The following is a 22,030-nucleotide window of genomic DNA, read 5'->3' as shown; positions in this document are numbered from 1 at the left end:
TTTGTTGCTGATTGACTGTTTTCACGTTCGGCTGCACAGTGAGCGGTCAAGGATCGGTTCGAAGTCGAGTATATTCGGATTGTAATTCTGGCTGCCCTACCGTGTAGGGTAACCACTTCAATATTCATTTCTAACAAGGAGTTCGCGACTATGGCTGCCGTCTGCGACGTATGCGCCAAGGGGCCCGGCTTCGGTAAGTCGGTCTCGCACTCGCACCGGCGTACCAATCGTCGCTGGAACCCGAACATTCAGTCTGTTCGTACCGAGGTTGCCCCGGGTAACACCCGTAAGGTCAACGTGTGCACCTCCTGCCTGAAGGCAGGCAAGGTCGCTCGGGGCTGATTGCCCGAGCACAAACTATTGCAGGCTCTGCCCCCGTCACTTCGGTGACGGGGGCAGAGCTGTATCTATGTGGCTGTATCTATGTGTCCCCGTGTTTCGTATGGCTGTCGGACACCCGTAATGTGCGTTGAGTGACTTCCATCGATGACCTGAGCAAAGTGACCCTCGACGAGGGCGTACTCCGCATCACCATTTCCACCGCCGCCAACGGCACCTCCCTCGACGACGAAGGACTGGTTCAGGGCGCGCAGGCGCTCGAGACAGTCGGAAACGACATCGGGAGCATCCTTCTGGTCGGCGAAGGCGCAAACTTCTGTGCCGGCGGCAACGTCCGTGCGTTCGCCGCAGCTCCTGACCGCGGCGAGTACGTCGCCGAGGTTGCCCGCGTCTTCCACGTGTTCGTTCGCGCGCTCGACGCTGCGACCGCTCCAGTGGTGGCCGGGGTCCACGGATGGGCTGCCGGCGCCGGAATGAGCCTGGTCTGCCTCGCCGACGTCGCAATCGGCGGCACCGGCACCAAGCTTCGCCCCGCGTACCCCTCCATCGGTTTCACCCCGGACGGCGGAATGTCGTGGACGCTTCCACGCATCGTCGGCGTGGCACGCGCTCGCGAGATTCTTCTCAACGATTCGGTGATCGGTGGCGACGAAGCCGTCCGCCTGGGGATCCTCACCCGACTCGTCGGCGACGACGAGGTCCAGGAAGAGGCAGCTCGCCTCGCCCGCGCTCTGGCCAACGGACCGAGTACGTCGTACTCGGGAATCAAAGCACTGCTGCGTTCGTCCCGGACGAACTCGCTCGCCGAGCAACTCGACGCCGAAGCCGCGTCCATCGCCATCGCAGCGAACAGCCCGATCGGACGCGAGGGCGTCGACGCGTTCGTCGACAAGCGTCGGCCCGATTTCACTTCCGCAAAGCAGGCCTAGTCGAACTGCCGTGCCGAACGTCGCGACTCGACGTTCGGCAGGCCGGTTCGTGCAGACACCGTTCGATCAGCCCAGATTCCAGTCGACCGGATCGGCTCCGAGTCCGGTCAAGAGTTCGTTCGCACGACTGAAGGGGCGCGAACCGAAGAAGCCACGCGAGGCCGAAAGCGGTGACGGGTGCACGGATTCGATGATCGGTGTGTCGCCGAGCATCGGCGCGAGAGTGGCCGCGTCACGACCCCACAAGATCGCCACCATCGGCGACGACCGCGCGACCAGAGCGCGGATAGCCTGCTCGGTCACCGGCTCCCAGCCCTTCTTACGATGAGAAGCGGCTTGACCCGGCTGCACGGTGAGAACGCGATTGAGAAGCAGCACACCTTGTTTCGACCACGGTGTCAGATCGCCGTTCGGCGGTATCGGCAACCCGAGATCCTGGTGATACTCCTTGTAGATGTTGCCGAGACTTCGCGGAACCGGCCGCACGTCCGGTGCAACCGAAAAGCTCAACCCGACAGCGTGACCGGGCGTCGGATAAGGGTCCTGACCGACGATGAGCACTCGAACGTCCTCGAAAGGGTTCGTGAACGCACGCAAGACGTTCTCCCCCGCCGGCAGGTACTCCCGTCCCGCAGCGATCTCTTCGCGCAAGAACTTACCCATCGCGGAGATCTGCTCCGAAACCGGTTCGAGTGCCCGCGCCCACCCTGGATCGACGATCTCTGCAAGCGGCGCCATCAGTCGAGCCTGCGCAACGCGTCGCGGTAGTACGCCGCATTGGCTGCGTACATCTTGACGTTTCCGTCGAGGTGGCCGAGCGGAACTTCGTATCCCGCACGGACCTTGGCGGGCACACCGAGTGCCATGCTGCGCGGGGGAACCTGCATCTTGTTGGCCACCACCGCACCCGCGGCGACGATCGACCCCGTCCCGATCACCGTTCCGTTGAGAACAACTGACCCCGACGCGATCAGGCAATGGTCCTCGATGGTCGATCCCTCGATGTGCGCGTTGTGGCCCACGACGCAACCGGAACCGATGACAGTCGCATCGATGGCGGTGCAATGGATGACGGTTCCGTCCTGGATGTTCGATCCGATTCCCACCGAAATGGTTCCGTAGTCACCACGCAATACCGCTTGCGGCCAGATCGAGGTACCCGCTGCGAGAGTCACGGCGCCGATCACCACCGCGTCCGGGTGGACGTATGCGTCCGGATGAATGTCCGGAACTCTGTCTCCAAGTGCGTATACAGCCATGAAAGCAACCTATACCGCGGTGGTACCGGTGGTCGAAAAGCTGTGCCAGCCCCCGTCGCTCTCGCGAAGCGAACCGTCGACGCTCACGCCCGAACCGGCGGCAACCTCACCGATCACGATCCAACCCGACGGAATCTCGACCTCAGGCCCGAAAGTTGCTGCGAATCCGTGATCTTCACCACCGGAGAGGATCCAGTCCAGCGGATCGACGTCGAGCGCCTCGGCCGCCGATGCGACATCCGGTGAGGTCGGAACCGCAGCCGAGAAGATGTCGAACCGCACGTGCGAGGCCTCTGCGAGATGTCGGAGGTCCGCGATCAATCCGTCGGACACGTCCGTCATGGAATGTGCTGATTCTGCGGCGTCCCATGCCGATTGATACGGCGGATTCGGAACGCGATGGGAGGCAAGCAAATCTGGAAAGTTTGCGGGCTTGTCGAGCAGTACGGCTTCGTCGAGCAGTAGTGCCAACCCTGCTGCCGAGCAACCGAACAACCCGGCGACCGCGATCTTGTCACCGATCTTTGCTCCCGAACGCAGAACTGCCGCACGGCCACCGAGATCGCCGAGCACGGTCACCGACACCACGATCACCGGTGACTGGACCAGGTCACCGCCGACCACACCGGCACCCAGATCGGTTGCCGCGTCCCAGATTCCCGCGGAGATTGCGTCGACCACGTCGACGGGTGTCGAAGGCGGGCACCCCAGAGACACCGTGAAGGCCGTCGGCCGCGCTCCCATCGAGACCACATCAGCAGCGTTCTGTGCCACTGCCTTCCGGCCGATGTCGCGTGGTGAAGACCAATCCATTCGGAAATGTCGACCTTCGACCAACATGTCGGACGAGACAACCACACGGCCGTCTCCGGAAGTCACGATGGCGGCATCGTCACCCGGCCCCAATTCAGTGGTGACCGGTTGGATTCGGCCGAGAAGAGATCGCGCGATCACGTCGAACTCCCCCACCTGCTCGACAGTGGGCTCCGACCCGAACTCCGATGATGCAGTGAACTCCGATGATGCGATGAGTCTCTCCAATGCCGACGCAATTCGCTCGTAAGCGGCCTGCGGTACCTTCTAGCTGTGGTCGTGAATGCTTCTGCAAGCTCACGCGTGTGTCGGCAATCCTACCGATTCACCGACATGCTCTCAGAAGTGACAAGACCGCTGATCGACTGGACCAGGACCCGAGCGAAGAACTGAGCATGGCAGAAAACACCTCCACCGCAGACAACGCCGACATCGACCCCGACGGCGACGACGATCCGTCAGAGCGCCGCAGTCCGGCGCTGATCGCCACCGCCATCGCACTCCCGGTAGCCCTGATCGTCGGAGTAGTGATCGCGGCCGTCGTCGCGGGAAACAACCCTGAACTCTCGCCGGTTGCATTGGGACCCGTACCGGCACCGGCAGCGGAGTCGCCGGCCTGCGTTTCCCTTCTCGGCGCGCTCCCCGACAAGATCGACGACTTCACGAAAGCCGAATTGGTGGAACCTGCTCCGGCCGGTGCGGCAGCGTGGCAGCGCAGCGAAGGAGAGCCGATCGTCTTGCGCTGCGGACTCGACCGTCCGTCCGAGTTCGACCAGGCTGCAGCACTACAGGTCGTGAACGGTGTCCAGTGGTTCCAGGTCTCGGGAACCGACATCGGTTTGGCGGCGAGCACTTGGTTTGCCGTAGACCGCGGTGAATACATCGGTATCACGATCCCCGACGGGACCGGTCCGACGCCGATTCAGGAAATCTCCGACACCATCACGGCGACCCTCGAACAGAAGCCTCTCGACCCGGCGCCGGTCGCGGTTCCCTGATCAGCGAAGGCCGGTGCCGCGAGCGATGGCGGTGTCGACCAGAGTCGAAATCAAAGTGCGGTAATCGATTCCGGTGGCGTTCCACATCTTCGGGTACATCGAGATGGAAGTGAACCCGGGCATCGTGTTGATCTCGTTGATCACCGGGCCGTCAGCCGTGACGAAGAAATCGACCCGCGAGAGTCCCTGGCAATCGAGTGCCTTGAACGCGCGGACAGCAAGCTCCCTGATCTGGTCGCTCACCGACTCGTCGAGTTTCGCGGGGATGTCGAATTCACAGACGTCGTCGAGGTACTTGGTGTCGAAGTCGTAGAATGCGTCCGAATCGGCGTCGGAATCCGGCATCCGGATCTCTGCGACCACACTCGCCTTGACGTCGCCGTTCGGGAATTCGAGGACGCCGCATTCCACCTCGCGGCCGATGATCGCGCCTTCGACGATCACCTTGGGATCATGCAGGCGTGCATGAGCGATCGCCCCGTCCAGACCGTCCCAATTGCTCACCCGAGTGATGCCGATGGACGAGCCTCCACGAGCGGGCTTGACGAAAACCGGAAGGCCCAATTCCGCCTTCTGCTCTTCGGTCAGCGTTGCGGTTCCCGGTCGAAGCACGACCTGCACTCCGACGGGAAGTCCTTCAGCAGCAAGAAGCTTCTTCGTGAACTCTTTGTCCATGCCGGCGGCGCTGGCCAGAACTCCGGGTCCGACGTACGGAACCCCGGCAAGTTCGAGCAGACCCTGAATCGTGCCGTCTTCGCCGTAAGCCCCATGAAGAACGGGGAACACGACGTCGACCGACGCGAGCACAGCACCGGCGTCGGAGCCGTCGAAGGAGATTACCTCGCCCTCGCGGGTGGGGTCCGCGCTGAGGACCACCGACGTTCCGTCTTTGTCGACCGACGGCAGCGCGCGCCCGCTGATCGCGAGGGAACTGGGGTCGCTCGAACCGAGCACCCAGGAACCGTCGACGGTGATGCCAATCGGTACGACGTCGTACCGATCGGGGTCGAGGTTGCTCAGGACGCTTCCGGCGGAAACACAGGACACTGAATGCTCATTGCTCCGGCCACCGAAGATCACGGCCACGCGGGTACGACTGCTGTTCACGCGTCAAACCGTACCGCCGAATCGACTGCGGCACGCGATCGGGCCGGACCGATTTCGTCGACCCGGCCCGTTTACGCGTCGAGTGCGCGCTCGATGTCGGCCAGGAGATCGGCGGTGTCCTCGATGCCACAAGCGATTCGGACAAACCCCGCACTGACCGGATCGCCCCAGCGCGCACGGCGATCCGCCGTCGTGTGGATCCCGCCGAAGCTGGTAGCAGCCGTGACGAGAGCGCTCGCTTCGACGAACGAGTGGAATGCCTGAGCCGAATCCAACTCGACGCTCACCAATCCGCCGAATCGATTCATCTGACCGGATGCCGTTGCATAGGACGGGTCACCGCGAAGGCCGGGGTAACGAACGGACCGGACTGCTTTGTGATTTACCAACATCTCGGCAAGCGCCAGCGCGTTGTCGCACTGACGCCCGAATCGCAGGCCTGCCGTGCCGAGGCTCCGGTGCGCAAGCCACGTCTCGAAGGGGCCGAGCACCGTTCCCGAGAGAAGTCGCTCACGCTCGATTCGCCGACTCACTGCCGCATCGGAGGTGGCGACGTAACCCATCAGGAGGTCACTGTGCCCGCTGAGAGCCTTGGTACCGCTGGCCACCACGACGTCGGCACCCAATTCGAGCGGGCGCTGACCCAGCGGTGTCACGGTCGTGTTGTCGACGATCAGCAGCGCACCCGAACGGTGGCACACGTCGGCGAGCACGCGAAGGTCGACCACGTCCAGCACCGGGTTGGACGGCGTCTCGGCGACGACGACCACGCGGCCCGGTGACGCGTCGAGCAGATCTACGAAGCTCGCGTCGCCCATCTGCAGAGTCGAAACCTCGCGAACGGTGATTCCCAACGGCGCGAGGCGCTCGTTCGCGTACAACCGCACTTGGTAATACCCGTCCGAGGGCACGACGACGGTATCCCCCGCGACGAGGACGCTGCGCAAGGTAGCGGTGATCGCGGACATCCCCGATCCCATGACGAGGGCGTGGTCCGCTCTCTCGAGCGCCGCGAGCGCGGATTCGAGTCCGCGCCAACCCGGGTTCGATGCACGTGCATAGGTATCGGACTCGGAACCTTCGTCCGCCGAAAGTTGGTACGGCGCAGCGAATATCGGGCCCAGTTGCATGGGCTGACCCGCGGCGTGTTCGCGCGCGACGGCGCTCACGCTGCGCGTCGAATCCCCGTAATCCTCGAAGCGACCCACACCGATTTCACTCATTCCGGCTTCGTCCGGCGTCCGAGCAACTGACCGATCGCATCGCTGACGGCCATGCCTTCGTGGCACACCCGGTGGACCGCGTCGGTCAACGGCATCTCCACGTCGTATCCGGCAGCGAGTGCGCGTACCGACGTGCACGACTTCACGCCCTCGGCGACCTGACCGTTGGTTGCCTTCTGTGCCGACTCCATTGACCCGCCTCGTCCGAGCCGCTCTCCGAACGTCCGGTTTCGCGACAACTCGGACGTGCATGTCGCTACCAGGTCACCGACACCCGCCAAGCCTGCAAGAGTCGACGCCTTGGCGCCGAGCGCAACGCCGAGACGAATCGTCTCGGCGAGCCCACGGGTGATGATGCTGGCGACCGTGTTGTCGCCGAATCCACTGCCGGCGGCCATGCCGCAGGCCAGCGCGATCACGTTCTTACACGCACCACCGATCTCGCATCCGATGACGTCGGAGTTGGTGTACGGCCTGAAATAGCCGGTAGCACAAGCATCCTGGAGAGCGAGGGCACGCGAGGAATCCGAACAGGCGATCACCGTCGCCGCGGGTTGCCCGCCGGCGATCTCGTGTGCAAGATTCGGGCCCGAGAGCACCGCGACGCGCCCCGGTTCCACGCCGGTCACCGACACGATGACCTGGCTCATGCGCATGAGCGTCCCGGTCTCGATACCCTTGGCCAGACTCAGCAGAGTCGCATCGGGCCCGATCGAGCCTTTCCACTGCTCCAGGTTTCCCCGTAGCGACTGCGAGGGAACCGCCAGCACGATGAAGTCAGCACCTGCCATCGCCTCCTCGTGGTGGTGGGTCGCGCGAATCGACGAAGGCAAAGCAATGCCTGGCAGATAGTCGCTGTTCTCGTGCGTGGTGTCGATGCGCTTCGCGACCTCTTCACGCCTGGCCCACATCGTCACGTCGGTTCCGGCCTCGGCCATCACCTTCGCCAACGCCGTTCCCCACGAACCTGCGCCCAATACAGCTGCCTTACTCACACGCTCACCCCGTCTACCCGGCGAAGCGGGTCGCCGCCAGAAAAATCGTCTGCACAGAGTATCGCCTGTGGTGCACTGCGGTGGGCAGCCGCGGACACCGAGCGTGATGACTGGCAAGATCGAGGGATGGACAGCGCGGAACCCCCGTACCCACACGCCGTGGAGACACCGCATGCGCGCACGGAGATCGAACGCCCCATGCATGCGATAGTGGCCGTCAAGTCCTTGAGATCGGCCAAGTCCCGCCTCGCGGGCGAACTCGACTCGGACGCGCGTGCAGACCTCGTGTTGGCCATGCTTCACGACACCCTCGCCACAGTTGCAGCCGTCTCGGCCATCGACAGCGTCACAGTGGTCACCCCAGACCCCACCGTTGCCGCCCTTGCATATTCCGTAGGCGTGACGGTCTACGCCGATCCAGCTCCCGACGCCGCCCGAACCAACGGCGCAACACCGCGCACGGAGGAAACCCTCAACGCGGCGTTGAGTGCAGCGGCCGCCGATATCCGAGCCAAGCGCGGAGTGGTCGACCTCGTTGTGCTGCAAGCCGACTTGCCCGCCATGCAACCGAGCGAACTGACGGAGGCCGTGGCCGCGGCCCGAAGCGGCGGACGTTCAGTCGTCGTCGATCACCACGGCACCGGCACTTCCGCATTGTTTGCGTGCGGCGAAAGCGCGCTCGACCCTCGGTTCGGGCCGGAATCCGCACTTGGACATGCCAATTCAGGTGCTCGTCCACTCAACGGCCAATGGCCGGGACTGCGCACCGACGTCGACACCCATGCCGATCTCGGCACTGTGCGAGCACTGGGAGTAGGCCCCGCGACATCGGCTTCGTTGACCAGACTCAAGGCCACGCCGTCGAACAGTCGATGAATTTTCTTCATCGATTGTCGGACCGCGCGATTGTGGGGGATGATCGACGAGTGAGCAATGGCGAAGCACTCGAAAACCGTATTTCCGAAGACCAGTCGGACGGAGACCACAGCTCCGGCCGGCACGAGAACGGCGCGGCCACCTCGCCGCGATCTCAGGCCGTCGCGGTCGCCACCAACATCCCGGGCGCTCCCCCTGCAGCTACCAAGGCAGAGCTACCCGAATTGCTCGTCGGACTTCCCGAGGATCGTTACCTCAACCGCGAACTCAGCTGGCTCGATTTCAATGCCCGTGTTCTCGCATTGGCCGCCGACGAGTCACTGCCGTTGCTCGAACGCGCAAAGTTCCTCGCCATCTTCGCTTCCAATCTCGACGAATTTTTCATGGTCCGGGTCGCCGGACTCAAGCGCCGCGACGAGACGGGACTGTCGGTCAGGTCCGCCGACGGCCTCTCCCCACGCGAACAATTGGCGCTCATCGCGCGTCGCACCCAGGAACTCGCCGACAAGCACGCGCACGTATTTCTCGACTCGGTCCGCCCTGCCCTGGCGGCAGAAGGCATTTCAATCGTTCGATGGGCCGACCTCAGCGCCGACGATCACGGCCGACTCTCGGCGCATTTCCACGAGCAGGTCTTCCCGGTACTGACGCCGTTGGCAGTCGATCACGCTCACCCGTTCCCCTACATCAGCGGACTGAGCCTCAACCTCGCCGTGACGGTGAAGGACTCCGTCACCCGCGGCGAACACTTCGCTCGCGTCAAGGTTCCCGACAACGTCGGCCGGTTCGTGCGAGTCAAGAGCACGACATCTTCGTCCACCATCGATTCTTTCCTCCCGATGGAAGAACTGATTTCGGCTCATCTGGACGTGCTGTTCCCTGGAATGGAAATCGTCGAACATCACGCTTTCCGAATCACACGCAACGCCGATTTCGAGGTCGAAGAAGATCGGGACGAGGATCTGCTGCAGGCACTCGAACGTGAATTGGCGCGTCGTCGTTTCGGTTCACCCGTTCGCCTCGAAGTTGCCGACGACATGACCGAGCACATGCTCGAACTGCTTCTGCGTGAACTCGACGTCGATCCGGCCGACGTGATCGAGGTTTCCGGTCTCCTCGACTTGTCCTGCCTCTGGCAGGTTTACGCCGTCGACCGCCCCGCTCTCAAAGACGCTCCGTTCGTCCCGGCGACGCATCCGGCGTTCGGTGAACGCGAGACTCCGAAGAGCGTGTTCTCGACCCTGCGCGAAGGCGACGTGCTCGTCCACCACCCATACGACTCGTTTTCCACAAGCGTTCAACGCTTCATCGAACAGGCCGCCGCCGACCCGCAGGTGCTCGCGATCAAGCAGACCCTGTACCGCACTTCCGGCGACTCCCCCATCGTCAACGCACTGATCGACGCCGCCGAAGCGGGCAAGCAGGTTGTCGCGCTGGTGGAGATCAAGGCCCGCTTCGACGAGCAGGCCAACATCAAGTGGGCTCGCAAACTCGAGCAGGCCGGCGTTCACGTCGTCTACGGTCTCGTCGGTCTCAAGACTCACTGCAAGACGTGCCTCGTCGTCAGGCGAGAGGGCTCGACCATTCGTCGTTACTGCCACATCGGCACGGGCAACTACAATCCGAAGACCGCGCGCATGTACGAGGACGTCGGATTGCTCACCGCAGCACCGGAGATCGGTGCAGACCTCACCGACCTCTTCAACTCGCTGACCGGATACTCCCGAAAGACGAGCTACCGCAACCTTCTCGTAGCGCCGTACGGGGTTCGCCGCGGGATCATCGAGCGGATCGACAACGAGATCGCGCACAAGCTCGCAGGCCGCGATGCCGGTATCCGCTTGAAGGCCAACGCATTGGTCGACGAGCAGGTCATCGACGCGTTGTACCGCGCGTCCAAGGCCGGTATCCCCGTCGAGATCGTGGTTCGCGGAATCTGCGCGCTCAAGCCGGGCGTTCCCGGCCTCAGCGAAAACATCGAAGTACGTTCCATTCTCGGACGCTTCCTCGAACACTCGCGAATGTTCCATTTCCGCTCGGCCGACGAATTCTGGATCGGCAGCGCAGACATGATGCACCGCAACCTCGATCGCCGCGTCGAGGTCATGGTGCAGGTCAAGGACCCGAAACTGTCGAAGCAACTCGGTGACATCTTCGACTCCGCGCTCGATCCCCGAACTCGCTGCTGGGTACTGCATCCGGACGGGAGTTGGGTCGCTGCCCCCGAACGCGGTGAGGACGTACGTGAGCATCAACAGTCGTTGATGCGCAGCCGCACCGCCAGCGGGTCTTGACGGGCTCGGATCACACAATGAGCGACAAGCCGGTCAAAGCCAACATCTTTGCCGCAGGCGCGGTTCTGTGGCGGAAGGCTCCTCAGGATCCTTCCGCCATCGAGATCGCCGTCGTACATCGACCGAAGTACGACGACTGGTCATTCCCCAAAGGAAAGCTCGATCCCGGCGAGACCTTCTTGACCGCAGCAGTTCGCGAGGTCCGCGAAGAGACCTCGATCACCGGACGTTTCGGAAGGCACCTCGGTGGCGTGACGTACCCGATCCCGGGACATCGCAAACTCAAACGGGTCGAATACTGGTCGGCCGAAGCAGTGGACGGAGATTTCGGGCCGAATAGCGAAGTGGATGTTCTCTATTGGCTTCCGGTCACCGAGGTCGCCGATCATCTTTCCTACCCGATGGATCGAATGATTCTTCGCCGCTTCGTTTCCCTTCGGCCTGACACGAAAACGGTATTACTCGTCCGCCACGCAAAAGCTGGAAGCCGTAAGCGATACAAGGGCGACGACAATGTGCGTCCACTCGACGCCAAGGGCAAAGAGCAATCCGCCGCCTTGGTCGAACAGCTGAAAATCTTCGGAGCCGATTCGGTTTTCGCGGCTGACCGTACGCGCTGCATCGACACTGTGATGCCATTGGCGGAGGCATTGGGTGTAGAGATTTCGACGGAACCTCTTCTGACCGAAGAAGGTTACGAGGCCGATCCCGACGCCGCCAGGGCGCGTGCGCTGCAGATCGCCGCACTGGAGGGCACTCCCGTAATCTGCAGCCAAGGAGGCGTCATCCCCGATTTGATGCGCTGGTGGGCTGATACGGCCGGTGTAACACTGCCCTCGGCGCGCAACCGTAAGGCGAGCACTTGGGTGCTCTCGTTCCTCGACGGCCGTCTGGTAGCCGCGGATCACCTCGACAGCCCGCTCCCCAAAGTCGCCAACTCCTGAGGGATTTGGACCAACCGACACTCAGCTCGATTCGGTAGTTTTGCAAAGCACTGAAACACAGGAGAATTCACACTTCTCCCAGACAGCAAAAAAGAGGTGCAGCCGCGGATCTGATCCGCGGCTGCACCTCTTTGTCTTACGGCATCGGGTTTTTCACCCGAACGCGACTACTTTGCGCGCTTGGCCGGAGCCTTCTTGGCCGGAGCCTTCTTGGCTGCGGTCTTGGCGGGAGCCTTCTTGGCCGGAGCCTTCTTGGCCGGAGCCTTGGCTGCGGTCTTGGCCGGAGCCTTCTTGGCGGGAGCCTTGGTGGCAACCGTCTTCTTGGCTGCGGTCTTGGCCGGAGCCTTCTTGGCGGGAGCCTTCGCGGCAACCGTCTTCTTGGCTGCGGTCTTGGCCGGAGCCTTCTTGGCCGGAGCCTTCTTGGCTGCGGTCTTCTTGGCAGCAGCCTTCTTGGCTGCAGCCTTGGTGGCCGGTGCTGCTACGCCACGCTTGACTGCCGGGCCGGTGGCCGGAAGCTTCTGTCCACCAGCGATAACAGCCTTGAACTGCGCACCCGGACGGAAAGCCGGAACCGACGTCGGCTTGACCTTGACGGTCTCGCCCGTACGCGGGTTGCGTGCAACACGTGCTGCACGACGACGCTGCTCGAAGACTCCGAAGCCGGTGATGGTCACGCTCTCGCCACGGTGGACGGCGCGGACGATGGTGTCCACGACGTGCTCCACTGCGTCGGTCGCTGTGCGCCTGTCCGAACCCAGCTTTTCAGTCAGAACATCGATGAGCTCTGCCTTGTTCATTGAAATTCCTCCGCTAATTGTGGTCCACCGTCGGACCGACTGAGAACCACGGTAAACCTGATAACGGCAAGAGTCTATGTGCCACGCCAATTCTCATTCAACGTGACTGCGAAATGGTGACCTATTTCTCTTCCCGCGCGGAGTTGCGGATTTCGGTTCAGCCCTGCGAAATTCGGGCTGGAAGGGTAGTCGGTTTCCATGAAGGCCTTGACTTTTCGAACTCGGAAATCGCGTCTACCTGCCGCAATGTCAGTCCGATGTCGTCGAGACCCTCCAGCAGACGCCACCGTGTGTAGTCGTCAATATTGAACGGCACCACCGTAGTTCCGGCGCTGACGGTCCGATTCTCGAGATCTACTGTCAATTCCAGTCCGGGCTGCTCTTCGAGCAACTTCCAGAGCAATTCGACGTCGCTCTGCTCGACCTGTGCCGCTACGAGACCGGCTTTTCCGGCGTTTCCGCGGAAGATGTCGGCGAACCGGGAAGCAATGACGACCCGAAATCCGAAGTCGGAGAGAGCCCACACGGCATGCTCACGCGAAGAGCCCGTGCCGAAATCGGGACCGGCCACGAGGACGCTTCCCTTGTCGTACGGAGCCAGATTCAGAATGAAGTTGGGGTCGGTACGCCAGCCTGCAAACAGCCCGTCCTCGAATCCGGTGCGCGTCACCCGTTTCAGGTACACGGCAGGGATGATCTGGTCGGTATCGACATTCGAGCGTCGCAGCGGGACGCCGATACCCTTGTGCGTGGTAAAGGATTCCATCGAAATTCTCCTCGAGATGGTAAGTGGGTCAGACCAGATCGGCCGGTGCCGAGAGCGTTCCGCGGACCGCCGTGGCAGCCGCGACGAGCGGGGAAACCAGATGAGTCCGGCCGCCTTTACCCTGTCGGCCTTCGAAATTCCGGTTGGACGTCGATGCCGAACGCTCGCCGGGAGCAAGCTGGTCAGGGTTCATTCCCAAGCACATCGAGCAACCGGCCTGGCGCCATTCAGCCCCTGCCGCTGTGAAGATTTCACCGAGACCTTCGCTTTCGGCTTGAGCCCGCACCCGCATCGAGCCGGGAACGATGAGCATCCGAACGCCCTCTGCCACATGGCGACCCTCGAGCACCTCCGCCACTGCGCGCAGGTCTTCGATGCGTCCGTTGGTGCACGAACCGACGAACACGGTGTCGACAGAAACATCCCGAAGCGGCATACCGGCGTCGAGACCCATGTAGGTGAGCGCCTTCTCGGCTGCCTGACGCTCGCTCTCGTCGACGATCAGTTCGGGATCAGGCACACGGTCGCCGAGCGGCGCACCCTGTCCCGGATTGGTTCCCCACGTGACGAAAGGCGTCAATGCGCTTGCGTCGATGTGAACCTCGTTGTCGAATTCCGCGCCCTCGTCGGTCTTGAGCAACTCCCACGCGGCGACGGCTTCGTCCCACTCTGCGCCGGACGGTGCATGCGGACGGCCCTTGATGAACTCGTAAGTGGTCTCGTCCGGTGCGATCATGCCCGCGCGGGCTCCGGCCTCGATCGACATGTTGCAGATGGTCATACGAGCTTCCATCGACAGTTTGCGAATGGCCTCGCCGCGGTACTCCAGTACGTAGCCCTGGCCGCCGCCGGTGCCGATCTTGGCGATGACTGCGAGGATCAAGTCCTTGCTCGTGACGCCGGGAGGCAGCTCGCCGTCGACCGTGATCGCCATGGTCTTGAAGGGGCGCAACGACAATGTCTGCGTTGCCATCACATGCTCGACCTCGCTGGTGCCGATTCCCATTGCGAGCGCACCGAATGCGCCGTGCGTCGACGTATGACTGTCGCCGCACACCACGGTGGTTCCGGGCTGCGTCAGGCCGAGCTGCGGTCCGACCACATGCACGATGCCTTGGTCGAGATCGCCCATGCGGTGCAAGCGAACTCCGAACTCCTCGCAATTTCGGCGCAAGGTGTCGACCTGAGTCTTGGACACAGGATCTGCGATCGGCTTGTCGATGTCGATCGTCGGAACGTTGTGGTCCTCGGTGGCAATCGTCAGGTCGGGACGGCGCAACTGGCGTCCCGCCAGGCGAAGTCCGTCGAATGCCTGGGGGCTCGTCACTTCGTGAACGAGGTGGAGATCGATGTAGATGAGGTCGGGATCCTGCCCCTCCCCTTTCACGACAACGTGGTCGTCCCACACCTTCTCGGCGAGAGTGCGTGCTTTCTGTGCCATGTCTTCCACCTCTGTACGTAGCCTCGCGTCGGCGGACTACGGGCTGGCCCGCCGCGCGTGAAGTAGGTCCCCAGCCTTCACAGCAGATGCAGACTGTCCCGAGGAAATGCGCTATCCCTCCAGGAAATGCGGTAGCATCCCACTATGCGAGAAACTGGTATCGACCTATGAGACAGCATAGCGGCATCGGCGTCCTGGACAAAGCAATGGGCGTGCTTCATGCAGTAGCTGAGGAACCGTGCAGCCTCACCGAACTCTGTGCACGAACCGGTTTGCCGCGCGCGACCGCCCATAGACTCGCCGTCGGTCTCGAAGTCCATCGACTCCTCACTCGCGACTCGGACGGTCAGTGGTGCCCAGGGCCCGGACTCGCCGAACTCGCTGCCACCGCTAATGATCCACTCATTGCTGCGGCCGGACTCATCCTCCCCCGCCTTCGCGAAATCACCGGCGAAAGCGTCCAGCTGTACCGTCGCGAAGGCACACAACGCATCTGCGTCGCGTCGATGGAACCACCGACCGGCCTGCGTGACACGGTGCTCGTCGGAGCCCGACTGCCGATGAACGCCGGATCCGGCGCCAAGGTCCTTCTCGCATGGGCAGATCCACAAACCCAACGGACCGTCCTCGCCGATGCGTCGTTCGGCGAACGAGTGCTCCTCGAGGTTCGCCGGCGCGGCTGGGCACAGAGCGCGGCCGAACGTGAGCCCGGTGTCGCCAGCGTCGCGGCTCCCGTCCGAGACTCGGCAGGCGCTGTCATTGCCGCGATTTCGGTCTCCGGCCCCATCGATCGGATGGGTAGACGACCGGGAGCCCGCTGGGCGGCGGACCTTCTCGCAGCTGCCGAAGCGCTCCACAAGCGTCTGTAATTCGTGACACAGTAAGGCCTTCAGATCCTCGAGCACGTAGGAGTACGACGCGACCATGGCAGGAAAGCAGCGTAGTCAGATCACGATGACCGAGGCCGAAATCTCGAGCTTCGTCGAAAAGAGCCGTACGGCAACGATGGCGACGTTGAGCGCCGACGGAATGCCCCACCTGATCGCGATGTGGTTCGCGATAGTCGACGGCGAAATCTGGTTCGAGACCAAAACCAAGTCGCAGAAGGCCGTCAATCTTCGCCGGGACGCCCGAATGTCCGTCCTGATCGAAGACGGTCAGACGTACGACACGCTCCGAGGAGTCTCGATGGAGGGTACCGGGGTCATCGTCGAAGATCCGGAAGCCCTCTTCGCTGTGGGAATCAGCGTCTGGGAGCGGTGCACGGGCCCGTACACCGACGATCTCCGCCCGGCCGTCGACGCGATGCTCCACAAGCGCGTCGCGGTACGGTTCGTTCCCGATCGAACTCGTTCCTGGGATCACCGCAAGCTCGGGATGCCTGCGATGCCTCTTTCCGGCTCGACCGCACCGCCGCCGCAGCCCTGAGATTCGTGAGCGGAAAAATCACGAGCAATCGAATTCGGGCCGGCGTAGTTTCACCAACAGGCCCAACAACAAGGAGTGAGCATATGAGCGATCTCGACAGCAACACCCCGTCCGAACCCGAATCCCAATCGGAGGAAACCAAACGAAAGTTCCGTGAGGCCCTCGAACGGAAGAATCATCAGAACGCCAAATCGACCGACCATCGCGACGGACAGTCCAAGGTCCACAACACGCATGGCCCGGCCGATCACAAGCGAGAGTTCCGCCGTAAGAGCGGATAACCGATCGCGGACAACAGAGTGAGATGACGATCACCCCCAGTCGAATTCGACTGGGGGTGATCGTTTTTCGCATCGCCGGAAACATTTCCCGCACATACGAAAAGACCCCCCGATCAATGATCGGAGGGTCTTTCCTTTGTAGCCCCGACGGGATTCGAACCCGCGCTACCGCCTTGAGAGGGCGGCGTCCTAGGCCGCTAGACGACGGGGCCAGAACACGCTTTTAAACGTGGTATTTCAGTCTTGCTCTTGGATGCTCAGCAAGCTTAGCTTGTCTGAGTCCGGCCACAAAATCGACCGGATTTCCGCTGGGGTACCAGGACTCGAACCTAGAATGGCGGTACCAGAAACCGCTGTGTTGCCAATTACACCATACCCCAAGGTCTTGCTCACCAGCCTTGCCCGATCCGCTTCGCTGTTGTGCTCGGCGGCTCGTCTCCGGCCGAAAAGAAGATTACCAGTACCCCTGCCCCAAATACCAAATCGTATGGTCACAGGAGGTTTTTGCTTCATTTTCGGCCGGAAGACCGTCCGATCTAGGCGGTTACCGCTGCCCTACCGGCGCGCAACCGAGCGAGCGAGACCTCACGACCGAGCAATTCCATCGACTCGTACAGCGGAGGGCTGATGTGAGAGCCCGTGATCGCGACCCGAACCGGAGCGAAGGCCTTACGCGGTTTGAGCTCCAGATCCTCGATGAGGGCCTTCTTGAGTGCTTCCTCGATACTGGCCGCCGACCACTCTGAGATGGCATCGAGCGCCGCAAGAGACGCGTCCAGAACCGGACCGGCATCTTCCTTCAAGTTCTTTGCCGCCGCGGCCGGATCGAGAGCAAACGACGCCTCGTCGACGAACAGGAATTTCAGCAGATCCCACGCGTCGGACAGGACGACGATGCGCGTCTGCACGAGGTCCGCCGCAACAGTGAACGTCGCTTCGTCGACGTCGGCGCCGATGTGTCCGTGCTCCACCAGGAACGACTTCAGACGACCGGCGAAGTCGGCCGGCTCGAGCAGACGAATGTGCTCGGCATTGATCGCGTCGGCCTTCTTCTGGTCGAAGCGGGCAGGATTGGAGTTGACCTTGGAGACGTCGAAGGCCGCAACCATCTCGTCGAGCGAGAAGACATCGTGATCGTCGGCGATGCTCCACCCGAGCAGAGCCAGGTAGTTCAGCAATCCCTCGGGAATGAAGCCCCGATCGCGGTGGATGAAGAGGTTGGACTCGGGATCGCGCTTGGAAAGCTTCTTGTTGCCCTGACCCATCACGAAAGGCAAGTGCCCGAACGACGGTGTGAAATCGGCGACACCGATACGAATCAATGCCTCGTACAACGCGAGCTGACGCGGAGTCGAGGACAGCAGATCTTCGCCGCGCAGTACATGGGTGATCTTCATCAACGCGTCGTCGACCGGGTTGACCAAGGTGTACAGCGGAATGCCGTTGCCGCGAGTCAGCGCGAAGTCCGGAACGGTGCCTGCCTTGAACGTGGTCTCGCCCCGCACCAGGTCGTTCCAGGTCAGATCGTGATCGGGCATCCGGAGGCGGACGACGGGCTTGCGCCCCTCGGCGATGTAGGCAGCGCGCTGCTCGTCGCTGAGCTCGCGATCGAAGTTGTCGTATCCGAGCTTCGGATCGCGTCCGGCCGCCTTGTGTCGCGCTTCGACCTCCTCGTTGGTCGAGTAGGACTCGTAGGCCTCGCCCGCGGCCAGCAACTTGGCAACAACGTCGAGATGCAGGTCGCGACGCTCGGACTGGCGATACGGTGCGTGCGGCCCACCGACCTCCGGGCCTTCGTCCCAATTGAGCCCCAACCAGCGGAGGGCGTCGAGGATGGCCTGGTAGGACTCTTCACTGTCGCGCTGCGCATCGGTGTCTTCGATGCGGAACACGAATGTGCCGCCGTGGTGTCGTGCGAATGCCCAGTTGAACAAGGCGGTGCGCACCAAACCCACGTGCGGGGTTCCGGTGGGTGACGGACAGAAACGGACGCGTACTTCGCTGTTGGTCATGGCTCACTTGGCTCGGCGATGATGGATGGTCGTACTACAGGTTAGTCCGGCAGCCCTTCCTCCATCCGGCCGATCACTTACCCGGCAGGACGTTGATGCGTGTCATGTCGCCGTCGTAGTAGGCCAGCAGTCGCTTGTCCATGACCTTTCGCCACAGCGGCGGCACCCACGCGCAGACGATCATGACTGCGTAACCCGCTGGAAGTTGCGGCGCTTCGGCCGCACTTCGCAGGCTCTGGTACCGCAGACGCGGATTCGCGTGATGGTCGCTGTGACGCTGAAGTTGATAGAGGAACAGATTGCTGACGACGTGGTCGCTGTTCCAGCTGTCCTCGGGCGAGCACCGGACGTACGAGCCGTCAGGCCGCTTCGCACGTAGCAGGCCGTAGTGCTCGAGATAGTTGGCGGTCTCGAGGAACGTGAAGCCTGCAATTGCCTGAACGGCGAGCCACGGCGCAATTTCCCAGCCGAACGCGGCGATCAGACTGCCGAACAGAACCACACTCATCGCCCACGCGTTCAGGATGTTGTTGCGGTAACTCCACGTCCGTCTCCCCTGACGCCTCAGACGAGCGCTTTCGATCCGCCATCCCGAGCGCAGGCCGCCGATGACGCTGCGAGGCAAGAAGAACCAGAAGTTTTCCTTGTACCGCGAGCTGGCCGGATCCTCCGGCGTCGCGACGCGGACGTGGTGACCATGGTTGTGTTCGACGTAGAAATGGCCGTAGAAGGACTGCGCGAGCGCTACTTTCGCGAGCCACTTCTCGAGCTTCTCACTCTTGTGCCCCAATTCATGCGCCGCGTTGATCCCCACACCGGCAACCACGCCGGCAGTCATCGCGAGCGCGAACTTCTCCCCCGCCGCCATCGGCGCGTTCACCCAGCACCACGCGACGAACACCAGCCCGACGTATTGGAGGGGCAGGAACAAGTACGTGCACCAGCGGTAGAAACGATCCTCTTGCAATTCAGGGATCGCTTCGTCCGGTGGGCTGTTACCGTCCTCGCCCGCCAGGAGATCGATCAGGGGAATGACGATGACGATCAGCCACGCCCCGATGGCCCAGAAGAGCCCGAGACTGAATTTGTCGACCAGGTACCACGCAGCGAACGGGCTGAGAGGAACCAGCAAACCCAGTGGCCACAGGTAGCGCTTCTTGTCTCGCCACACCGGCCGCTGCCCGTTCCGCGCTTGCCCTGCCGCTGTCCGGGAGGCTTCCGCGAAGGTCGTCATGTATCACCACGTTTCTGCGCAATCCACTCGATTGCCCCATCGGCTTCTATCCAGTTATCGGTCACCCTACTGCTCAGCGTTACATTTCAGGGAATTTGGTCTGTTACGGGCCGCGACAGCAAACCGTGGGGCGAACTCTCCCAACCTGGCCAAATCCGACATAACGCCAGGAGGATCAGAAGCGAAGCTTCGCCTGGGTCATGAAACCCGCAGGTCAGTCCCGGAGCCTGATTTCTTCGAGTCGGTAGGCAATCCCGATCACCCCGCTGGCGATAGTTACCATCTTGCAACTTTTCTGCGACAGACACCTCTCGACCTCACACCACGACGGAGGCCCCATCCGGTTGGATGGGGCCTCCGTAGTCGCGTGACTGAACGAACCGGGTCAGGATCAGCTCTTGGCGGTCACCGGGTTCGTGAGCGTGCCGATCCCCGAGACCGTGACCGACACGGAATCGCCGTCGACGATCGGGCCTACTCCGGCGGGGGTGCCGGTGAGGATGACGTCGCCAGGCAAGAGAGTCATCACCGCCGAGATCCACTCGATGATCTTCGGAATGTCGTGGAGGAGAAAAGCCGTGCTGCTGTCCTGCTTGACCTGACCGTTCACCTCGGTCTTGATGTCGACGTCGGACGCATCCAGACTGGTTTCGATCCACGGTCCGAGTGGGCAGAAAGTGTCGTGGCCCTTCGCGCGCGTCCACTGCCCGTCGTGACGCTGATGATCTCGCGCCGACACGTCGTTGGCGATCGTGTAACCGAGGACCACGCTCAACGCCTTCGCCGCCGGAACGTCCTTGCACGGTTGACCGATGACGACCGCGAGTTCACCCTCGAAGTGCACCTCGTTCGAGGTGGGAGGCAAGACGATCGGGGCACCCGGGCCAACTATGGACGTGTTGGGCTTGAGGAAGATCACGGGGTCCGCGGGAGCCTCTCCGCCCATCTCCGCGATGTGATCTGCATAATTCTTCCCGATGCAGATCACCTTGCTGGCGAGAATCGGAGCCAGCAGACGGACATCGGCGAGCGGCCAACTTCGGCCGGTAAATGTGGGGTTCCCGAACGGGTGCTCCGCAATTTCCTTGGCGACGAGGGCATCCTCTTCACCTTCGATACTGACGAACGCAACACCATCGGGACTGGCAATTCGACCAAGACGCATGCCGGCCAGTCTATCGGGGTGCCGGAAACGACTGACGCGCGCAAGCCGAAAGGCTCACGCGCGTCAGTCTCGTGAAAGAATTCCTTACAGCGCTGCAGTGATCCGGTCGCCGATCTCCGTTGTGGAGATGGGACCTTCGCCGCGGGTAGCCAGGTCGGCAGCGACCACAGCCTCGACCCGAGCGGCGTCGTCCTCGCGTCCGAGATGGCGAAGAAGCAGTGCGGCCGAGAGGATCGCGGCGGTGGGATCAGCGATTCCCTTGCCGGCGATGTCCGGAGCACTGCCGTGAACGGGCTCGAACATCGACGGGTTGGTACCCGAGGCATCGATGTTTCCGCTTGCGGCCAAACCGATGCCACCGGTTACGGCGCCGGCGAGGTCGGTGATGATGTCACCGAAGAGGTTGTCCGTGACGATCACGTCGAAGCGCGACGGGTCGGTGACCATGTAGATCGTGGCCGCATCGATGTGGCAGTACGCGGTTTCGACGTCCGGGAACTCGGCACCGACGGTCTCGATTGCACGCGTCCAGATTGCGCCCGCGTTGGAGAGCACGTTGGTCTTGTGAATCAAGGTGAGGTGCTTGGACCGGGTCTGCGCCAAGGCAAATGCGTAACGCACCACGCGCTCGGCCCCGAACCAGGTGTTGATCGACACCTCGGTTGCGATCTCGTGATCGGTGCCGACGCGGATCGCTCCACCGTTTCCGGTGTACGGACCCTCGGTGCCTTCACGAACCACGACGAAGTCGATCTCCGGCTGGGCCGCCAACGGCGACAGCGCACCCGGATACAGCTGTGCGGGGCGAAGATTCACGTGATGATCGAGCTGGAAGCGCATGTTCAGCAGCAGACCACGCTCGAGGATGCCGGGTGCGACGATCCGCGGATCACCGATGGCGCCCAACAGGATTGCGTCGTGCTGACGAATCTGGTCCAGCTCGTCCGCCGGGAGCAACTCGCCGGTGGCGTTGTAGCGACGGGCACCGAGATCGTATTCGGTGGTTTCCAGATCCGGAACCAACTTGCCGAGCACCTTGAGCGCCTCGGCAGTGACCTCGACGCCGATTCCGTCACCCGGAATGACCGCAAGCTTCATGGAGTCCTCATCTCAGTAGAACTGTGCGCCT

Annotated in this window: 22 protein-coding genes and 2 tRNA genes; 9 read left to right on the top strand and 15 right to left on the bottom strand. The window is 62.5% G+C overall.

Annotation, left to right across the window (positions count from 1 at the left end; genetic code table 11):
• The first annotated feature begins 150 nt into the window (after window positions 1–150).
• Together rpmB and YH3_RS26545 are read left to right on the top strand one after the other, a co-directional pair.
• Window positions 151–342, top strand: coding sequence for a 50S ribosomal protein L28 (gene rpmB / locus YH3_RS35135; protein WP_003942669.1), 192 nt, complete (start codon window positions 151–153; stop codon window positions 340–342).
• 131 nt (window positions 343–473) lie between these two features.
• A complete protein-coding gene (locus YH3_RS26545; RefSeq protein WP_003942812.1) occupies window positions 474–1,268 on the top strand; it encodes an enoyl-CoA hydratase-related protein in 795 nt (264 codons plus the stop codon).
• 66 nt (window positions 1,269–1,334) lie between these two features.
• Here the strand turns inward: YH3_RS26545 and YH3_RS26540 are convergent, their stop codons facing one another.
• Genes YH3_RS26540 through YH3_RS26530 form a run of 3 tightly spaced genes read right to left on the bottom strand, consistent with a single transcriptional unit; the run spans window position 1,335 to window position 3,568 of the window.
• Window positions 1,335–2,006 (bottom strand): uracil-DNA glycosylase, encoded by a 672-nt coding sequence (locus YH3_RS26540; protein ID WP_064444392.1) that lies wholly within the window; start codon window positions 2,004–2,006, stop codon window positions 1,335–1,337.
• Window positions 2,006–2,527, bottom strand: coding sequence for a gamma carbonic anhydrase family protein (locus YH3_RS26535; protein ID WP_007729328.1), 522 nt, complete (start codon window positions 2,525–2,527; stop codon window positions 2,006–2,008). The genes YH3_RS26540 and YH3_RS26535 overlap by 1 nt, the downstream gene beginning before the upstream one ends.
• Window positions 2,528–2,536: 9 nt before the next feature.
• Entirely contained in the window at window positions 2,537–3,568 is a 1,032-nt protein-coding gene (locus tag YH3_RS26530; protein WP_082920675.1) for a thiamine-phosphate kinase, read from the bottom strand.
• Window positions 3,569–3,645: 77 nt separating this feature from the next.
• On the opposite strand from YH3_RS26530, the gene YH3_RS26525 reads away from it, so the two are divergent.
• Window positions 3,646–4,338, top strand: a complete 693-nt coding sequence (locus tag YH3_RS26525; RefSeq protein WP_003942765.1) for a DUF3515 domain-containing protein — start codon at window positions 3,646–3,648, stop codon at window positions 4,336–4,338.
• Here the strand turns inward: YH3_RS26525 and YH3_RS26520 are convergent, their stop codons facing one another.
• The 3 genes from YH3_RS26520 to YH3_RS26510 all read right to left on the bottom strand — a co-directional run bounded on the left by YH3_RS26520 (window position 4,339) and on the right by YH3_RS26510 (window position 7,663).
• The gene (locus tag YH3_RS26520) at window positions 4,339–5,445 is read right to left on the bottom strand and encodes a D-alanine--D-alanine ligase family protein (protein ID WP_039973089.1); all 1,107 of its coding nucleotides are present in this window, start codon (window positions 5,443–5,445) and stop codon (window positions 4,339–4,341) included.
• Between the two features lie 71 nt (window positions 5,446–5,516).
• Window positions 5,517–6,668: a cystathionine gamma-lyase gene (locus YH3_RS26515; RefSeq protein ID WP_064444391.1), complete on the bottom strand. Its 1,152-nt coding sequence runs from the start codon at window positions 6,666–6,668 to the stop codon at window positions 5,517–5,519.
• The gene (locus tag YH3_RS26510) at window positions 6,665–7,663 is read right to left on the bottom strand and encodes an NAD(P)H-dependent glycerol-3-phosphate dehydrogenase (protein WP_003942670.1); all 999 of its coding nucleotides are present in this window, start codon (window positions 7,661–7,663) and stop codon (window positions 6,665–6,667) included. Before YH3_RS26510 ends, YH3_RS26515 begins: the two co-directional genes overlap by 4 nt.
• Before the next feature lie 126 nt (window positions 7,664–7,789).
• Between YH3_RS26510 and cofC the strand changes: the two genes are divergently transcribed.
• From cofC to YH3_RS26495, 3 genes are read left to right on the top strand one after another with little or no spacing between them, the layout of a single operon-like run.
• Complete coding sequence (gene cofC / locus YH3_RS26505; RefSeq protein ID WP_007729336.1) at window positions 7,790–8,539, top strand: 2-phospho-L-lactate guanylyltransferase; 750 nt, start codon at window positions 7,790–7,792, stop codon at window positions 8,537–8,539.
• A gap of 50 nt (window positions 8,540–8,589) precedes the next feature.
• Entirely contained in the window at window positions 8,590–10,833 is a 2,244-nt protein-coding gene (locus YH3_RS26500) for an RNA degradosome polyphosphate kinase (RefSeq protein WP_003942685.1), read from the top strand.
• A 17-nt stretch (window positions 10,834–10,850) separates the two neighbouring features.
• Window positions 10,851–11,777, top strand: coding sequence for a bifunctional NUDIX hydrolase/histidine phosphatase family protein (locus YH3_RS26495; RefSeq protein WP_007729338.1), 927 nt, complete (start codon window positions 10,851–10,853; stop codon window positions 11,775–11,777).
• 167 nt (window positions 11,778–11,944) lie between these two features.
• Here YH3_RS26495 and YH3_RS26490 read toward each other — a convergent pair whose 3' ends face one another.
• The 3 genes from YH3_RS26490 to leuC form a co-directional block, all read right to left on the bottom strand.
• Entirely contained in the window at window positions 11,945–12,574 is a 630-nt protein-coding gene (locus YH3_RS26490) for an HU family DNA-binding protein (RefSeq protein ID WP_007729339.1), read from the bottom strand.
• 157 nt (window positions 12,575–12,731) lie between these two features.
• Complete coding sequence (gene leuD / locus YH3_RS26485; protein ID WP_003944724.1) at window positions 12,732–13,340, bottom strand: 3-isopropylmalate dehydratase small subunit; 609 nt, start codon at window positions 13,338–13,340, stop codon at window positions 12,732–12,734.
• 28 nt (window positions 13,341–13,368) lie between these two features.
• Complete coding sequence (gene leuC / locus YH3_RS26480; RefSeq protein WP_003944727.1) at window positions 13,369–14,790, bottom strand: 3-isopropylmalate dehydratase large subunit; 1,422 nt, start codon at window positions 14,788–14,790, stop codon at window positions 13,369–13,371.
• Between the two features lie 158 nt (window positions 14,791–14,948).
• On the opposite strand from leuC, the gene YH3_RS26475 reads away from it, so the two are divergent.
• The 3 genes from YH3_RS26475 to YH3_RS26465 all read left to right on the top strand — a co-directional run bounded on the left by YH3_RS26475 (window position 14,949) and on the right by YH3_RS26465 (window position 16,490).
• Window positions 14,949–15,650, top strand: coding sequence for an IclR family transcriptional regulator (locus YH3_RS26475; RefSeq protein WP_007729342.1), 702 nt, complete (start codon window positions 14,949–14,951; stop codon window positions 15,648–15,650).
• Between the two features lie 55 nt (window positions 15,651–15,705).
• On the top strand, window positions 15,706–16,209 hold the full coding sequence (locus YH3_RS26470; RefSeq protein WP_064444390.1) for a pyridoxamine 5'-phosphate oxidase family protein: 504 nt from the start codon (window positions 15,706–15,708) through the stop codon (window positions 16,207–16,209).
• Window positions 16,210–16,292: 83 nt separating this feature from the next.
• Window positions 16,293–16,490 (top strand): DUF5302 domain-containing protein, encoded by a 198-nt coding sequence (locus tag YH3_RS26465; RefSeq protein ID WP_007729345.1) that lies wholly within the window; start codon window positions 16,293–16,295, stop codon window positions 16,488–16,490.
• A 139-nt stretch (window positions 16,491–16,629) separates the two neighbouring features.
• On the opposite strand, the gene YH3_RS26460 is transcribed toward YH3_RS26465, so the two are convergent.
• The 6 genes from YH3_RS26460 to YH3_RS26435 form a co-directional block, all read right to left on the bottom strand.
• Window positions 16,630–16,702 (bottom strand) — tRNA-Glu (locus YH3_RS26460).
• A 96-nt stretch (window positions 16,703–16,798) separates the two neighbouring features.
• Window positions 16,799–16,870, bottom strand: a tRNA-Gln gene (locus tag YH3_RS26455).
• A gap of 156 nt (window positions 16,871–17,026) precedes the next feature.
• The gene (gene gltX, locus YH3_RS26450; RefSeq protein ID WP_003944712.1) at window positions 17,027–18,502 is read right to left on the bottom strand and encodes a glutamate--tRNA ligase; all 1,476 of its coding nucleotides are present in this window, start codon (window positions 18,500–18,502) and stop codon (window positions 17,027–17,029) included.
• Window positions 18,503–18,575: 73 nt separating this feature from the next.
• A complete protein-coding gene (locus YH3_RS26445; RefSeq protein WP_007729349.1) occupies window positions 18,576–19,736 on the bottom strand; it encodes an alkane 1-monooxygenase in 1,161 nt (386 codons plus the stop codon).
• Between the two features lie 391 nt (window positions 19,737–20,127).
• Window positions 20,128–20,901 carry a fumarylacetoacetate hydrolase family protein gene (locus YH3_RS26440; protein WP_003944722.1) on the bottom strand — a complete coding sequence of 258 codons (774 nt, stop codon included), beginning with the start codon at window positions 20,899–20,901 and terminating at the stop codon, window positions 20,128–20,130.
• An 84-nt stretch (window positions 20,902–20,985) separates the two neighbouring features.
• The gene (locus YH3_RS26435; RefSeq protein ID WP_003944691.1) at window positions 20,986–21,999 is read right to left on the bottom strand and encodes a 3-isopropylmalate dehydrogenase; all 1,014 of its coding nucleotides are present in this window, start codon (window positions 21,997–21,999) and stop codon (window positions 20,986–20,988) included.
• Window positions 22,000–22,030 lie beyond the last annotated feature (31 nt).

It is taken from the genome of Rhodococcus sp. YH3-3 (assembly GCF_001653035.1).
In the GTDB taxonomy this organism is placed as follows: Bacteria; Actinomycetota; Actinomycetes; order Mycobacteriales; family Mycobacteriaceae; genus Rhodococcus_F; species Rhodococcus_F qingshengii.
This window is presented reverse-complemented; position numbering and strand designations above follow the sequence as displayed.

Bases quoted from the DNA above. Each gene is read 5' to 3' on its own strand.
- YH3_RS26445 (WP_007729349.1), bottom strand. From the start codon at position 19,736: ATGACGACCTTCGCGGAAGCCTCCCGGACAGCGGCAGGGCAAGCGCGG.
- YH3_RS26490 (WP_007729339.1), bottom strand. From the start codon at position 12,574: ATGAACAAGGCAGAGCTCATCGATGTTCTGACTGAAAAGCTGGGTTCG.
- cofC (WP_007729336.1), top strand. From the start codon at position 7,790: ATGGACAGCGCGGAACCCCCGTACCCACACGCCGTGGAGACACCGCAT.
- YH3_RS26540 (WP_064444392.1), bottom strand. From the start codon at position 2,006: ATGGCGCCGCTTGCAGAGATCGTCGATCCAGGGTGGGCGCGGGCACTC.
- leuD (WP_003944724.1), bottom strand. From the start codon at position 13,340: ATGGAATCCTTTACCACGCACAAGGGTATCGGCGTCCCGCTGCGACGC.
- gltX (WP_003944712.1), bottom strand. From the start codon at position 18,502: ATGACCAACAGCGAAGTACGCGTCCGTTTCTGTCCGTCACCCACCGGA.
- YH3_RS26495 (WP_007729338.1), top strand. From the start codon at position 10,851: ATGAGCGACAAGCCGGTCAAAGCCAACATCTTTGCCGCAGGCGCGGTT.
- YH3_RS26535 (WP_007729328.1), bottom strand. From the start codon at position 2,527: ATGGCTGTATACGCACTTGGAGACAGAGTTCCGGACATTCATCCGGAC.
- YH3_RS26470 (WP_064444390.1), top strand. From the start codon at position 15,706: ATGGCAGGAAAGCAGCGTAGTCAGATCACGATGACCGAGGCCGAAATC.
- YH3_RS26515 (WP_064444391.1), bottom strand. From the start codon at position 6,668: ATGAGTGAAATCGGTGTGGGTCGCTTCGAGGATTACGGGGATTCGACG.
- YH3_RS26475 (WP_007729342.1), top strand. From the start codon at position 14,949: ATGAGACAGCATAGCGGCATCGGCGTCCTGGACAAAGCAATGGGCGTG.
- YH3_RS26440 (WP_003944722.1), bottom strand. From the start codon at position 20,901: ATGCGTCTTGGTCGAATTGCCAGTCCCGATGGTGTTGCGTTCGTCAGT.
- YH3_RS26465 (WP_007729345.1), top strand. From the start codon at position 16,293: ATGAGCGATCTCGACAGCAACACCCCGTCCGAACCCGAATCCCAATCG.
- rpmB (WP_003942669.1), top strand. From the start codon at position 151: ATGGCTGCCGTCTGCGACGTATGCGCCAAGGGGCCCGGCTTCGGTAAG.
- YH3_RS26435 (WP_003944691.1), bottom strand. From the start codon at position 21,999: ATGAAGCTTGCGGTCATTCCGGGTGACGGAATCGGCGTCGAGGTCACT.